This window comes from Pseudomonas sp. R11-23-07, from assembly GCF_003852295.1.
Classification (GTDB): Bacteria; Pseudomonadota; Gammaproteobacteria; order Pseudomonadales; family Pseudomonadaceae; genus Aquipseudomonas.
Map to the genome: position 1 here is coordinate 5,078,277 of NZ_CP027761.1, position 13,356 is coordinate 5,091,632.

Consider the following 13,356-nt stretch of genomic DNA (forward strand, 5'->3'; position numbering starts at 1 on the left):
AACGCCGCTTGGCCTATCAAAGCCAAGCGGCGTTTTTTATGCGTGCAGATTAGCCTTCCGATCAGATCGAGAACGACGACCCACAACCACAGGTCGTCGTAGCGTTAGGGTTCTTGATCACGAAACGCGACCCCTCGAGCCCTTCCTGGTAATCCACTTCAGCACCCGCCAGGTACTGGAAGCTCATCGGATCAACGACCAGGCTCACGCCCTCGCGCTCAACGATGGTGTCGTCATCGGCCACATCTTCATCGAAGGTAAAACCGTACTGAAACCCTGAACAACCGCCGCCCGTAACGAATACGCGCAGCTTCAAGCGATCATTACCCTCTTCATCGACCAGGCTCTTCACCTTGTGCGCAGCACCGTGGGTGAATTGCAAAGCCGTGGGGGTGAAGGATTCAACGCTCATGCTGATAATCTCCCGGCGTAGCGCCGCCATATGCGTAATGGCCGGTATTATCCGCTTCTCCTAGAAAAGCGGTCAACTATTGTTACGGTATATCAATCTGCGTTGCACCCCGTAAAAATACAAAAGGCCCGACTTACGGGCCTTTTGCGCATCAGGGCGAACGCCTTAAGGCAACATGCCCGCATGGGACAAGCCCAACTTCTCATCCAGACCAAACAGGATGTTCATGTTCTGCACCGCCTGGCCCGATGCGCCCTTGACCAGGTTATCGATCACCGACAACACCACCACCAGGTCGCCATCCTGCGGACGATGCACCGCAATCCGGCACACGTTGGCGCCCCGCACGCTACGGGTTTCCGGATGGCTGCCCGCCGGCATCACATCGACGAACGGTTCGTTGGCATAACGCTTTTCGAACAATGCCTGCAGGTCTACCGAGCGATCGACAACGGTCGCGTACAACGTGGAGTGGATCCCACGGATCATCGGCGTCAGGTGCGGTACGAAGGTCAGGCCCACGTCCTTACCCGCAGCACGGCGCAACCCCTGGCGAATTTCAGGCAGGTGACGATGCCCTTTTACCGCATAGGCTTTCATGCTTTCCGACGTCTCGGAGTACAGCGAGCCCACTGCGGCCCCACGACCAGCACCGCTGACGCCCGACTTGCAGTCCGCGATCAGACGCGAAGCATCCGCCAAGCCGGCCTCCAGCAGCGGCAGGAAACCCAGCTGGGTCGCAGTCGGATAGCAACCCGGCACCGCGATCAGGCGGGCTTGCTTGATCTGCTCACGATTGACTTCCGGCAAGCCGTACACCGCCTCCTCCAGTAACTCTGGCGCGCCGTGGGGCTGGCCGTACCACTTGGCCCACTCATCGGCATCTTGCAGGCGGAAGTCCGCCGACAGATCGATAACCTTGGTGCCCGCCGCCAACAGCTCGCCGGCCAGCGCGTGCGCAACACCGTGAGGCGTGGCGAAGAACACCACATCGCAGGCGCCCAACGTCTTGATGTCCGGCACGCTGAAGGCCAGGCCGTCGTAGTGGCCTCGCAGGTTCGGGTACATATCGGCCACGGCCAGGCCAGCCTCGGAGCGTGAAGTGATGACCACCACCTCAGCCTGCGGATGCTGAGCCAACAGACGCAGCAATTCGACACCGGTGTAACCCGTGCCGCCGACGATACCGACCTTGACCATAAACCTGCCCTCAACGAACCCACTGGAAAGCCGTCGATAATAGGGGCCGTATCGCCCTGCGACAACCGCCAACGTGACGTACGGGCGCATGAGCTACTACTATCTTCGCTACCGTGAACCTGGGAATTACTAAAAATGCTCTATCTATGGGTCAAAGCCTTCCATATCGTCAGCATCGTCTGCTGGTTTGCCGGGCTGTTCTACCTGCCACGCCTGTTTGTCTACCACGCCCAAAGTGAAGACACCGTCAGCAAGGAGCGCTTCAGCGTCATGGAGCGCAAGCTGTACCGGGGCATCATGGGCCCGGCGATGGTTGCCACGCTGGTCTTCGGCATCTGGTTGCTGGTGCTCAACCCCGGTATCTTCCAATCGGGCGCGTGGATCCACGCCAAACTCACCCTGGTCGTCCTGCTGATCGGCTACCACCACATGTGTGGCGCGCAGGTAAAACGCTTCGCCCGTGGCGAAAACACCCGCAGCCATGTCTTTTATCGCTGGTTCAATGAAGTGCCCGTTCTGATATTGCTGGCGGTCGTAATTCTGGTCGTGGTCAAACCGTTTTAACGTCATTACCCGGGGAATCTCCAATGTCGCTGCCCGCCCTGCTTGAACAACGTCTGCGCCTGCCTGTGGTGGCTGCGCCGATGTTCCTGATTTCCAACCCGCAACTGGTGCTGGCCTGCTGCCGCAACGGGGTCGTCGGCAGTTTCCCGGCACTCAATCAACGCGAAAGCAGCGGCTTCAGGGCCTGGCTGGAGGAAATCGAAGCCGGCCTGGCGCTGTTGGATAACCCGGCGCCCTATGCCGTCAACCTGATCGTGCACAACAGTAACCCACGACTGGCGGCCGACCTGGCGATCTGCGTCGAGCACAAAGTACCCATCGTTATCACCAGCCTCGGTGCGGTGAAGGAACTGGTCGATGCCGTGCACAGCTACGGCGGCCTGGTGTTTCATGACGTAACTACTCGTCGCCATGCCGAAAAAGCCGCTGAAGCGGGCGTCGACGGCTTGATCGCGGTCGCCGCCGGCGCAGGGGGGCACGCCGGCACCTGGAGCCCGTTTGCGCTGGTTGCCGAGATACGCCAGTTCTTCGACAAAACCTTGTTGCTGGCCGGCTGTCTCAACCATGGTCGGGAGATTCTCGCCGCCCAGGTGCTCGGCGCAGACCTGGCGTATCTCGGCACGCGCTTTATCGGTACCACCGAAAGCCATGCCCCGGATGCGTATAAAGAGATGCTGCTCACAGCGCGCGCCGCCGACATCGTGCACACTCCGGCTGTTTCCGGCGTACCTGCAAGCTTTATGCGCCAGAGCCTGGAAAACGCCGGTTTTGATCTCGCTGCCCTTCAAGGCAAAGGCGAGGTCAACCTCGGTTCCAAGCTCAAACCGTTGAGCGATGAGGCCAAAGCATGGAAGACTGTATGGTCTGCCGGCCAAGGCGTCGGTGAGATCAATGATTTGCCGAGCGTGGATGAACTCGTCGCGCGACTGGATGCGCAATACCGCCAGGCACGCGAAAACTCGGCACAATTACGCTGGCCACGTTGAACCAAATACCAGGCCTGCCGATTGGGCAGCCTGCATACCCTCCCCTGATCAAGTGACAAGGATGCCCGCATGAGCGACAGCCGTTTCAAGATTGTGTTCGACGGAGCCTTGCGCCCGGGTGTCGAAAGCACCACCGCCAAACTGAACCTCGCCGAGCTGTTCAAGAGCGATGTCGAAGCGATCGAAAAGCTTTTCACCGGCCGCCCGGTCGCGCTCAAGCGCGATCTGTCCCGCGCCGATGCCGACACCTACCTCACCGCCTTGCAAAACGCCGGGGTCGAGGCACGTATCGAAGCCGAACAACCCGTGGCTTTCAGCCTTGCCGAAACCCACGAAACAGGCGCATCGGCCTCGGACTTCTCGCATACCGCCGCATCGCCTTACGCACCGCCACGCGCTGCGGTCGGTGATAACTTGCCCGAGTACGCCACGCTCAAGGTCTTCACTATCCACGGGCGTATCGGTCGCCTGCGCTATCTCGCCTGGACGCTGGCACTGACCGTCGCGATGCTTGTGGCTGCAGGCATCATCAGCACCGTGGGTTTCGCGGTGGCCACTGCCTCGCCAACGATCGCGATCATTCTCGGCTCGCTGCTGGGCTTTGCACTGTTCGTTGCGCTCGTCGTGGTAAGCGTGCAAATCGGCGTGCAGCGCCTGCACGACCTGGGTTGGTCTGGCTGGCTGTACTTGCTGAACCTGGTGCCGCTGGTGAACAGCGTTTTCCCTCTGCTGCTGCTGGTACTGCCGGGTAACACTGGCGCCAACCAGTACGGTGCGCCCCCACCCCGCAACTCCACAGCGGTTAAAATCCTGGCTTCGTTGTGGCTGGCGTTTATCCCGTTGATGCTCATCGTCGTGGTCACCCTGGGCATGAACGGCTATCTGGACCAACTCGAAGCCAACATGGGCAGCAGCTATGAAAGCAGCTCCCTGAGCACCGATGAAGATGCCGACCAAAGCGTCATCGGTGATGAAGACGCCGCGCAAAGTGCTGACGACGCGGCCGAACCTGTAGACTCTCCAGAACAGTGAAGAAACGCCCGCCGCCTGTGATGCCTCTGTCACAGGCCGGCGGCGTTGCGATGGAGAAAGGCATGACCCGTTACGCTCTGATCACCGGTGCCTCCAGCGGTATCGGCCTGGCTTTGGCCGAAGCCCTGGCCCGACGTGGCCGCAGCTTGATTCTGGTGGCCCGCCAGCGTGATCAGTTGGAAAGCATTGCGATCGAATTGACTCAGCGTTTCGGCGTCGAGGTGCTGTTTCGCGCCTGTGACCTTGGCGAGCCGCTGCGGTTGTCGGGTTTTTTGCTGGAACTCGAAGAAGGTGAGCGGCAGATCGACCTGCTGGTCAACTGCGCCGGTATCGGCACCAGCGGGCCGTTCCTGGCCCAGGACTGGATGACCGAGCAGGACCTGATCGAAGTCAACATCCTCGCCCTGACCCGCATGTGCCATGCGTTGGGCAACGCCATGGCATTGCACGGCGGCGGGCAAATTCTCAACGTGGCCTCGGTCGCCGCCTTCCAGCCAGGCCCGTGGATGAGCAGCTACTACGCAAGCAAAGCCTATGTGCTGCATTTTTCCGAAGGCTTGCGCGAGGAACTGAAGACCTGTGGCATCAAGGTCTCGGTGCTGTGCCCAGGCCCCACGCGCACCGCCTTCTTCGGTACCGCGCAAATGGACACCGCAAAGCTCGACCGCAGCCAACAGTTGATGAGTCCCGAAGAAGTCGCGCTCTATACCGTGCGTGCGCTGGAAAAGAACAAGGCCATTATCATCCCCGGACGGCGCAACCGCTGGCTGGCATTCAGCCCACGTCTGAGCCCGCGCTGGCTGACCCGCAAAATTGCCGGCGCCATCAACAAGGCCTATTGCCCGCGTTGACCGCTTGAGTACACTCACCTTCACTTTCACCCTGGAGAAACAGCTGTGGATACTCTGTTCACCAAGATCATCAACCGGGAAATACCCGCGAACATCATCTATGAAGATGACCATGTCCTGGCTTTCCACGACATCGCCCCACAGGCGCCGGTCCATTTTCTGGTCATCCCGAAAAAGCCCATTCGCACCCTCAATGACCTGACCGAAGACGACAAAGCCCTGGCTGGCCATATCCTGTTCACCGCCCAGCGCCTGGCGGTGGAACTAGGCTGCGAAAAAGGCTTCCGCGTGGTGATGAACTGCAACGAAGACGGCGGGCAGACCGTTTACCACATTCATATGCATGTGCTGGGTCAGCGCCAGATGAACTGGCCACCGGGCTGAGTGCGCAGGGCAAATTGACTCAGCGCAAACGCGCCGTCCTCTCTTGCGGTAAACTGGCCGCCGAGATTCTTCCCGGAGGTCAGCATGACTACCCAACGTCACTACTCGCCGATTGACCGTCTGTTGCTGCAAGCCGACACGGCCATGCGTACGCTGCTGCCGTTCAGCGGCCAACCGTACCGCCCGTCACCCGCCATCGTGCAGCCGGACGCACAGATGAGCGAGACCGAGACCCGCCATGTAGCTGGCCTGATGCGCATCAACCACACCGGTGAAGTCTGTGCCCAGGCGTTGTACCAGGGCCAGGCCCTGACCGCCAAGTTACCGCAGGTACGTGCAGCGATGGAGCACGCGGCCGAGGAAGAGATCGACCACCTGGCGTGGTGCGAACAACGCATTCGCCAGCTGGGCAGTCATCCCAGTGTGCTGAACCCGCTGTTCTATGGTTTGTCGTTCGGTATCGGCGCCGCTGCCGGCCTGATCAGTGACAAGGTCAGCCTCGGTTTTGTCGCAGCTACCGAACGCCAGGTCTGCAAGCACTTGGACGAACACCTTGAACAATTGCCGGCCGAGGACGAAAAGTCCCGGGCCATTCTCGAGCAGATGCGCATCGATGAAGAACATCACGCTGAAAGCGCACTGGACGCCGGCGGCTTCCGCTTTCCTGCGCCGGTGAGATTCGGCATGAGCATGCTGGCCAAGGTCATGACTAAAAGCACCTACAGAATCTGAAGCATGAAGATCATTCCCACGCTCCGCGTGGGAATGCCACCCAGGACGCCCCGCGTCCCGCTTTCAGCGCAAAATCCGGCACCTGCGCAAGGGTGACGCGGAGCGTCACGAGATGCATTCCCACGCAGAGCGCGGGAACGATCAACCCAACTCGACGATTTCGTAGTCATGGGTAATGGCCACACCGGCCGCGCCCAGCATGATCGACGCCGAGCAGTACTTCTCTGCCGACAGCTCGATGGCACGCTTGACCTGCGCTTCCTTCAGCGCGCGCCCCTTGACCACAAAATGCATATGGATCTTGGTAAACACCTTGGGATCTTCGGTTGCGCGTTCGGCTTCCAGAAAGGCTTCGCAGCTTTCCACGGCCTGACGGGATTTTTTCAGGATACTGACCACGTCGAAATTGCTGCAACCGCCGACACCCAGCAGCAACATTTCCATCGGGCGTACACCCAGGTTGCGGCCACCGGCTTCCGGCGGGCCGTCCATGACCACCACGTGGCCACTGCCCGATTCTCCGAGGAACATGGCTTCGCCCGCCCATTGGATGCGTGCCTTCATCGCCCAGACTCCACTGCTAAAAAAAGGGTCGCCAGCTTAGCACAGGGCTTCGCAGCGGCAGCGCCCTGCAGGAAAACGATCAATAACAGCGTTTGCCGGTGAAATACGCTAATCGAGTCAGAATGTGTCTGGTAAGCTGGCGCCAAATCAATGGCGCATTGCCATCGTTTGTACAGCGTGTATCAATGCCGGTCGCGCTGATAAAAACAAATCCAACCACATCGTGCAGTTTTTCGGGATACAACCATGGTTGCTCTTACTCCCACACCCAAGATCAAGAACCTCGACAAGCTGCTGATGCATTGCCAACGCCGGCGTCATCCGGCCAAGCACAACATCATCTGCGCGGGCGAGCGCTCCGAAACGCTGTTCTTCATTATCAAGGGCTCGGTCACCATCCTGATCGAGGACGAAGACGGTCGCGAAATGATCATCGCCTACCTCAACACCGGGGATTTCTTCGGCGAGCTGGGGCTGTTCGAGCAGGCCGGCAAGGAGCAACAGCGCAGCGCTTGGGTGCGCACCAAGGTGGAGTGCGAAGTGGCCGAGATCAGCTATACGAAATTTCGCGAACTGGCCCAACATGATCCCGACATTCTGTATGCCCTGAGTGGGCAGATCGCCCAACGTCTGCGGGATACCACGCGCAAGGTCGGCGACCTGGCGTTCTTCGACGTGACCGGGCGTGTCGCTCGCTGCCTGCTGGAGCTGTGCAAGCAGCCAGACGCCATGACCCATCCCGACGGGATGCAGATCAAGGTCACGCGCCAGGAAATCGGGCGCATCGTGGGCTGTTCGCGGGAAATGGTGGGGCGTGTGCTCAAGGACCTGGAAGAGCGCAACCTGGTGCACGTCAAAGGCAAGACAATGGTGGTGTTCGGAACCCGTTAGCCTGGCAGCAAACCTGCGAACATCTGACGGTATAAGGTGTCGAGCCGGCTGAGCACGTCCGGCACCGGAAACACTTCGTGCAGCGCGATATGGCTCTCGGCACGCACCCGCTGTTCCAGGCCACAGGCTTGATTGAACCGATTGACCGCCGCAATCAACTCATCGCGATCGTTATCCAGCAATAAAGCACCGTGTACCAACCCCACTGGGCGACCAGCGCTCTGCCGCCAGCGTTGGGCCGTGCCGACCATTTTCCGGCCGTTGAGATTGACGTTGTAACGACCGTCGCAGAACGCGCCGTCAATTTCGCCAATAGACGCCTCGCCGCCCAATTCAAGCAGCACATCGCAGATCGGCTGGCACAGGCGCTGGTAGCCGGTTTCGATGCGCCCTTGATCCCCCTCACTGCGCGGCGGCGCATAGACCAAGGCGATATTGACCGTGGCGGCCGACTGCGGCACCGGCTCACCGCCGGTTTCGCGCAACAGCACCGGCCAACCGGCCTCTGCCGAGACTCGGCTGGCCGCTTCAAAAGCCGGCAATCGACTCAAACGGCGCGGCATGACCAAGGCTTGATCGTTGGGTTGCCAGAACAACAGCCCGTATTCCCGCTCACCTGCGCAGACGGCGGCCAGCAAGTCCTGCTCGGCGGCAAGGCCTGCTTGCACAGTCATCGAAACCAGCTTAGTCATCTACATTGACCTACCTGAATAAGCACAAGACCAATGTGGGAGGGGGCTTGCTCCCGATGGCGGGGTATCAGTTGTGAATCAGTCAACTGAACCACCGCTATCGGGAGCAAGCCCCCTCCCACATTTTGATCGCGTTTCAAATCGATTCAATCGAGCGTGGAACCGCTGACCACCACACCCCGCTCCGGGAAGAACAGACGCTGCAGTTCCGCCCCTGGGTTCTCGGCGCGCATGAACGTCTCGCCGACCAGGAACGAATACACCTCGCTGATCTCCATCAGCTCCACATCGGCGCGGTTGACGATGCCGCTCTCGGTGATCACCAAGCGGTCACGCGGAATACGCGGCAGCAGGTCGAGGGTGGTTTCCAGGCTGACATCGAAGGTGTGCAGGTTACGGTTGTTGACCCCCACCAGCGGTGTGTCGAGGGTCTTCAGTGCACGCTCCAACTCGTCGCCGTCGTGCACTTCGACCAGTACATCCAGGCCCACGCTCTTGGCTACAGCGGCCAGTTCGGCCATCTTCACGTCATCCAGTGCGGAAACGATCAGCAGCACACAGTCGGCGCCCAGGGCGCGAGCTTCGACGATCTGGTAGGGATCAACCATGAAGTCCTTGCGGATCACCGGCAATGTGCACGCGGCGCGCGCCTGCTGCAGGAACAGATCAGATCCCTGGAAGAAATCAACATCGGTCAGTACGGACAGGCACGTCGCCCCACCCTTTTCATAGCTGACGGCGATTTCCTGTGGCACGAAGTGCTCGCGGATCACACCTTTGCTCGGTGAGGCCTTCTTGATCTCGGCGATCACCGCCGGCTGCTTCTTCTTGGCCTGTTCGAGCAAGGCCCTGGCAAACCCTCGTGGTGCATCAGCAGCTTTTGCCAGGGCTTCCAGCTCGGCCAGGCTCACACGGGCACGGCGCTCGGCGACTTCTTCAGCCTTGCGCGCCAGGATTTTTTCCAGAACGGTCGGAACACTCATGCTTCATTCTCCATCTTGAATACGGCGGTGAATGCTCCGAGTTCTTCAAGTTTCTCGCGAGCCAGACCGGTGTGCAGCGCATCGTGGGCCAAGGCGACACCTTCCTTAAGACTATAGGCATGGTCGGCTGCGTAAAGTGCCGCGCCAGCATTGAGCACAATCATTTCCGCGGCTTTTTGACCGTTTTCGGTCTTGCGTCGCCCCAAGGCATCACGAATCAATTCAAGCGACGCCGCCGGACTTTCCACCGCCAGGCCATGCAGGCTCTGGCTCTTCATGCCCAGATCCTCAGGCTCGACCCAATATTCTGTAACCTGGTCGTTCTTCAACTCCGCCACGAAGGTTGGCGCCGCCAGGCTGAATTCGTCCAGGCCATCTTTGGAATGCACCACCAGCACATGCTTGCTGCCCAGGCGCTGCAGCACTTCGGCCAATGGCCGGCACAACGCCTGGCTGAATACACCGACGACTTGATGCTTCACACCGGCCGGATTCGTAAGCGGGCCGAGCATATTGAACAGGGTACGCAGGCCGAGGTCCTTGCGCGGGCCGGCCGCGTGTTTCATCGCGCCGTGGTGAGACTGGGCGAACATGAAGCCGATGCCGACGCTGTCGATGCAGCGTGCCACCTGTACCGGCGTCAGGTTCAGGTAGATGCCGGCCGCTTCCAGCAGGTCCGCGCTGCCACTTTTGCCGGACACCGCGCGGTTGCCGTGCTTGGCCACGGTGCAACCCGCTGCCGCGACCACGAACGAGGACGCCGTCGATACGTTGAAGATGTTCGCACCGTCGCCGCCGGTGCCGACCACATCGACCACGCCGTCGAGGGTCTTGAGTTCGACCTTGTCCGCCAGTTCACGCATCACCGATACGGCGCCGACGATTTCGTCGATGCTTTCGCTCTTCATGCGCATGGCCATCATAAAGGCGCCGATCTGTGCGTCGGAGCATTGGCCGGTCATGATCTCGCGCATCACATCGCTCATTTCAGCGGTGCTCAGGTCCAGGTGGCCGACGATACGGCCCAGGGCAGTCTTGATATCCATGGAAAGTCCTTAGCGCGTGCCGCCGCTCTGCTTGAGAAAATTGGCGAACAGCTCGTAGCCCTGCTCGGTCAGGATCGATTCAGGGTGAAACTGCACCCCTTCGATATTCAGTGTCTTGTGGCGCAGGCCCATGATCTCGTCGACCGAGCCGTCTTCCAGCTGGGTCCAGGCCGTCAGTTCCAGGCACTCGGGCAGGGTGTCGCGCTTGACCACCAACGAGTGATAACGGGTCACGGTCACGGGCAGGTTCAAGCCGTGGAACACGCCCAGATCCTTGTGGAATACCGGGCTGGTCTTGCCGTGCATCACCTGGCGCGCGCGCACCACGTCGCCGCCAAACGCCTGGCCAATGGACTGATGGCCCAGGCACACGCCAAGAATTGGCAGCTTGCCGGCAAAATACTGAATGGCTTCCAGGGAGATGCCCGCTTCGTTCGGCGTGCACGGGCCAGGCGAAACCACGATACGTTCCGGATTCAGTGCGGCGATCTCGGCGACGGTCAGTTCGTCGTTGCGCACCACCTTGACCTCGGCACCCAGCTCGCCCAGGTACTGCACAACGTTGTAGGTAAAGGAATCGTAGTTATCAATCATCAGCAACATGTGGGTTCAAACCTCTTGAATTCACTGATTTCAAATGACCGCCTTCCAAGCGTGTGGCCCGCTGCCAGACGCACGTTCCGGTTGCCGGGGTGAACGGCAAGGGGCGTCAGACAAAAGTAAAAGAAGGCAAATCGGTACAGATCCGGCCAGGCCGGCAGGGAAAAATGTCAGGCGCGCCAACGCCAACGGGCGTGTGCCTTGACTACTCGCATCAAGAGTTTGCTGATGATCAACACGGGGAGGGTCTCATTCATACGTTCAGGCACAGTAACGTAGCCTCGCCAGCGGTGCAATATGGAGCAGCAAATACGGGCTTATGCTCGTTGGGATGCGCGTAGGAAAATTCGGTTTTGCGCTATAGAAAACGCTCAATACTTTGCTAGTGTTTCGATTCCGACATAAAAATAACTCAATGGAATTTTCCATGCCCAGAGCTCCGTTCTTCGCGCCCCTGGCTGCCGGCCTGCTATCCCTGGCTTGCGCGCAGGCCTATGCGGCACCGTCACCTTACTCAACCATGGTGGTGTTCGGCGACAGCCTGGCTGATGCCGGTCAGTTCCCCGACGGCAGCGCCGGATCGACGTTGCGCTTTACCAACCGCACCGGGCCGACGTTCCAAGCCGATTACGGTCTCGTTTCTTCGACCTTGCTCGGCGCAAAGCTGGGTGTGGCACCAAACGACCTGAACGCCTCCACCTCACCGGTGCGCGCGGCCCAGGGCTTGCCGGACGGCAACAACTGGGCGGTCGGCGGCTACCGTACCGACAATATCCTCGACTCCATTACTTCGGTTTCCAACGCTGCGATCCCCCCCGGCAATGCAGGGGGCGGCACGGTGCTGCGCAGTCGACAGGGTTACCTGCCGGCCAACGGCGGGCTGGCCGATCCGAATGCGCTGTACTTTCTGTCCGGTGGCGGCAATGACTTTCTCCAGGGTCGCGTACTCAGCCCCGCCCAGGCGGTCGCCGCTGGCGGGCGCCTGGCGGATAGTGCCCAGGCCCTGCAACAAGCCGGCGCGCGTTACATCATGGTATGGATGCTGCCCGACCTCGGACTGACGCCGGCCATCAATGGCACCCCGCAGCAGGCAGCAACGTCGGCCCTGAGCACTATTTTCAACCAGTCCCTGGTACAGCGCCTGTCGCAGATCGATGCGCAGGTGATCCCGCTGAACATTCCGTTGTTGTTGAACGAAGCCTTCGCCGATCCGGCCCGCTTCGGCCTCGCCACCGGGCAAAACTTGACCGGTACCTGTTTCAGTGGAAACAGTTGCACCGCCAACCCGGTCTACGGCATCGGCGGCACCAATCCGGACCCGACCAAGCTGATCTACAACGACTCGGTCCACCCCACGGTGGCGGGGCAACAGCTGATTGCCGACTACGCCTATTCCCTCCTCGCGGCGCCCTGGGAGCTGACCCTGCTGCCGGAAATGGCCCAAGGCACATTGCGCGCCCATCAAGATGAGTTGCGCAATCAATGGCAGGCAGATACCGGCCACTGGCAAGCCGTTGGCCAATGGCGAGCGATCGTGGCGGGCGGTGGCCAGCGTCTGGATTTCGATGACCAGAGCAGCTCGGCCAGCGGCGATGGCAGTGGCTATAACCTCAACATCGGTGGCAGCTACCGACTCAACGAGGCCTGGCGCATGGGCGTAGCCGCAGGCCTGTACCGCCAGACACTGGAAGCTGGCGCCAGCGATTCGGACTACAAGCTCAACAGCTACATGGGCACGGCGTTCGCCCAGTATCAGCAGAATCACTGGTGGGCCGACGCCGCCTTGACCGGCGGCAAGCTGGACTTCGACAGCCTCAAGCGCAAGTTCGCCCTGGGCGTCAGCGAGGGGTCGGAAAAGGGTGACACCGATGGCTGGCTGTGGGCCCTGAGCGGTCGCGTGGGTTATGACATCGCCGCGCCGGGCAGTGACTGGCACCTGTCGCCCTTTATCAGCGCCGATTACGCGCGGGTCGAAGTGAACGGCTACTCGGAAAAAGACAGCCGCTCCACCGCCCTGACCTTCGATGACCAGCAGCGCGACTCCAAGCGCCTGGGCGTCGGGCTGCAGGGCAGCTACCGCATCACCCCGCACACCCAGGTGTTTGGCGAAGTGGCCCACGAGCACGAGTTCGAAAATGACACCCAGAAGGTGAATATTTCGCTCAACAGCGTGCAAGGGCTCGACTTCAAATTGGACGGATATACGCCGCGCAGCAATTCGGATCGCTTGAGCCTGGGGGTCAGCCACAAGCTCACGCAGGACCTGGCGTTACGGGCGGCGTACAACGTGAGGAAGGATGACAGTTTGACCCAGCAAGGGGTCAGTGTCGGGGTGAGTCTGGATTTCTAACAGCAGGACAATGAAGGCTTAATGTGGGAGGGGGCTTGCCCCCGATAGCGGTCTGTCAGTCCATGATGT

At 60.3% G+C, this 13,356-nt stretch carries 15 protein-coding genes; 8 read left to right on the plus strand and 7 right to left on the minus strand.

Annotated features, from left to right (window positions below):
• Nucleotides 1–61 precede the first annotated feature (61 nt).
• Nucleotides 62–412, minus strand: a complete 351-nt coding sequence (gene erpA / locus C4J84_RS23325) for an iron-sulfur cluster insertion protein ErpA (protein ID WP_003176443.1) — start codon at nt 410–412, stop codon at nt 62–64.
• A 165-nt stretch (nt 413–577) separates the two neighbouring features.
• Complete coding sequence (gene argC, locus C4J84_RS23330) at nt 578–1,612, minus strand: N-acetyl-gamma-glutamyl-phosphate reductase (protein ID WP_010206935.1); 1,035 nt, start codon at nt 1,610–1,612, stop codon at nt 578–580.
• Nucleotides 1,613–1,747: 135 nt separating this feature from the next.
• On the opposite strand from argC, the gene hemJ reads away from it, so the two are divergent.
• The 6 genes from hemJ to coq7 all read left to right on the plus strand — a co-directional run bounded on the left by hemJ (nt 1,748) and on the right by coq7 (nt 6,161).
• Entirely contained in the window at nt 1,748–2,176 is a 429-nt protein-coding gene (hemJ, locus tag C4J84_RS23335) for a protoporphyrinogen oxidase HemJ (RefSeq protein WP_124368536.1), read from the plus strand.
• A 23-nt stretch (nt 2,177–2,199) separates the two neighbouring features.
• A complete protein-coding gene (locus C4J84_RS23340; RefSeq protein ID WP_124372029.1) occupies nt 2,200–3,162 on the plus strand; it encodes a nitronate monooxygenase family protein in 963 nt (320 codons plus the stop codon).
• Nucleotides 3,163–3,231: 69 nt separating this feature from the next.
• A complete protein-coding gene (locus tag C4J84_RS23345; RefSeq protein ID WP_124368538.1) occupies nt 3,232–4,194 on the plus strand; it encodes a DUF805 domain-containing protein in 963 nt (320 codons plus the stop codon).
• Between the two features lie 62 nt (nt 4,195–4,256).
• The gene (locus C4J84_RS23350; protein WP_124368539.1) at nt 4,257–5,045 is read left to right on the plus strand and encodes an SDR family oxidoreductase; all 789 of its coding nucleotides are present in this window, start codon (nt 4,257–4,259) and stop codon (nt 5,043–5,045) included.
• 45 nt (nt 5,046–5,090) lie between these two features.
• A complete protein-coding gene (locus tag C4J84_RS23355; protein ID WP_124372030.1) occupies nt 5,091–5,429 on the plus strand; it encodes a histidine triad nucleotide-binding protein in 339 nt (112 codons plus the stop codon).
• Between the two features lie 84 nt (nt 5,430–5,513).
• Complete coding sequence (coq7, locus tag C4J84_RS23360; protein ID WP_124364627.1) at nt 5,514–6,161, plus strand: 2-polyprenyl-3-methyl-6-methoxy-1,4-benzoquinone monooxygenase; 648 nt, start codon at nt 5,514–5,516, stop codon at nt 6,159–6,161.
• 141 nt (nt 6,162–6,302) lie between these two features.
• On the opposite strand, the gene C4J84_RS23365 is transcribed toward coq7, so the two are convergent.
• Nucleotides 6,303–6,725 carry an OsmC family protein gene (locus tag C4J84_RS23365; RefSeq protein WP_124364628.1) on the minus strand — a complete coding sequence of 141 codons (423 nt, stop codon included), beginning with the start codon at nt 6,723–6,725 and terminating at the stop codon, nt 6,303–6,305.
• A gap of 246 nt (nt 6,726–6,971) precedes the next feature.
• On the opposite strand from C4J84_RS23365, the gene crp reads away from it, so the two are divergent.
• The gene (gene crp, locus C4J84_RS23370; RefSeq protein WP_124364629.1) at nt 6,972–7,616 is read left to right on the plus strand and encodes a cAMP-activated global transcriptional regulator CRP; all 645 of its coding nucleotides are present in this window, start codon (nt 6,972–6,974) and stop codon (nt 7,614–7,616) included.
• Here the strand turns inward: crp and C4J84_RS23375 are convergent.
• The 4 genes from C4J84_RS23375 to C4J84_RS23390 all read right to left on the minus strand — a co-directional run bounded on the left by C4J84_RS23375 (nt 7,613) and on the right by C4J84_RS23390 (nt 10,940).
• On the minus strand, nt 7,613–8,308 hold the full coding sequence (locus C4J84_RS23375; protein WP_124436165.1) for a lipoate--protein ligase family protein: 696 nt from the start codon (nt 8,306–8,308) through the stop codon (nt 7,613–7,615). The two genes, crp and C4J84_RS23375, sit on opposite strands and share 4 nt — an antisense overlap.
• Nucleotides 8,309–8,454: 146 nt before the next feature.
• Nucleotides 8,455–9,291 (minus strand): indole-3-glycerol phosphate synthase TrpC, encoded by an 837-nt coding sequence (gene trpC, locus C4J84_RS23380; RefSeq protein WP_124364631.1) that lies wholly within the window; start codon nt 9,289–9,291, stop codon nt 8,455–8,457.
• Nucleotides 9,288–10,337: an anthranilate phosphoribosyltransferase gene (gene trpD, locus C4J84_RS23385; RefSeq protein WP_057723690.1), complete on the minus strand. Its 1,050-nt coding sequence runs from the start codon at nt 10,335–10,337 to the stop codon at nt 9,288–9,290. The genes trpC and trpD overlap by 4 nt, the downstream gene beginning before the upstream one ends.
• Nucleotides 10,338–10,346: 9 nt before the next feature.
• Nucleotides 10,347–10,940 (minus strand): aminodeoxychorismate/anthranilate synthase component II, encoded by a 594-nt coding sequence (locus C4J84_RS23390; protein WP_124364632.1) that lies wholly within the window; start codon nt 10,938–10,940, stop codon nt 10,347–10,349.
• A 424-nt stretch (nt 10,941–11,364) separates the two neighbouring features.
• Between C4J84_RS23390 and estP the strand changes: the two genes are divergently transcribed.
• On the plus strand, nt 11,365–13,287 hold the full coding sequence (estP, locus tag C4J84_RS23395) for an esterase EstP (RefSeq protein ID WP_124372032.1): 1,923 nt from the start codon (nt 11,365–11,367) through the stop codon (nt 13,285–13,287).
• Nucleotides 13,288–13,356 lie beyond the last annotated feature (69 nt).

What these genes read in the sequence shown, in the direction of transcription:
- erpA (WP_003176443.1), bottom strand. Translation starts at nt 412, where the DNA reads ATGAGCGTTGAATCCTTCACCCCCACGGCTTTGCAATTCACCCACGGT.
- argC (WP_010206935.1), bottom strand. Translation starts at nt 1,612, where the DNA reads ATGGTCAAGGTCGGTATCGTCGGCGGCACGGGTTACACCGGTGTCGAA.
- hemJ (WP_124368536.1), top strand. Translation starts at nt 1,748, where the DNA reads ATGCTCTATCTATGGGTCAAAGCCTTCCATATCGTCAGCATCGTCTGC.
- C4J84_RS23340 (WP_124372029.1), top strand. Translation starts at nt 2,200, where the DNA reads ATGTCGCTGCCCGCCCTGCTTGAACAACGTCTGCGCCTGCCTGTGGTG.
- C4J84_RS23345 (WP_124368538.1), top strand. Translation starts at nt 3,232, where the DNA reads ATGAGCGACAGCCGTTTCAAGATTGTGTTCGACGGAGCCTTGCGCCCG.
- C4J84_RS23350 (WP_124368539.1), top strand. Translation starts at nt 4,257, where the DNA reads ATGACCCGTTACGCTCTGATCACCGGTGCCTCCAGCGGTATCGGCCTG.
- coq7 (WP_124364627.1), top strand. Translation starts at nt 5,514, where the DNA reads ATGACTACCCAACGTCACTACTCGCCGATTGACCGTCTGTTGCTGCAA.
- C4J84_RS23365 (WP_124364628.1), bottom strand. Translation starts at nt 6,725, where the DNA reads ATGAAGGCACGCATCCAATGGGCGGGCGAAGCCATGTTCCTCGGAGAA.
- crp (WP_124364629.1), top strand. Translation starts at nt 6,972, where the DNA reads ATGGTTGCTCTTACTCCCACACCCAAGATCAAGAACCTCGACAAGCTG.
- C4J84_RS23375 (WP_124436165.1), bottom strand. Translation starts at nt 8,308, where the DNA reads ATGACTAAGCTGGTTTCGATGACTGTGCAAGCAGGCCTTGCCGCCGAG.
- trpC (WP_124364631.1), bottom strand. Translation starts at nt 9,291, where the DNA reads ATGAGTGTTCCGACCGTTCTGGAAAAAATCCTGGCGCGCAAGGCTGAA.
- trpD (WP_057723690.1), bottom strand. Translation starts at nt 10,337, where the DNA reads ATGGATATCAAGACTGCCCTGGGCCGTATCGTCGGCCACCTGGACCTG.
- C4J84_RS23390 (WP_124364632.1), bottom strand. Translation starts at nt 10,940, where the DNA reads ATGTTGCTGATGATTGATAACTACGATTCCTTTACCTACAACGTTGTG.
- estP (WP_124372032.1), top strand. Translation starts at nt 11,365, where the DNA reads ATGCCCAGAGCTCCGTTCTTCGCGCCCCTGGCTGCCGGCCTGCTATCC.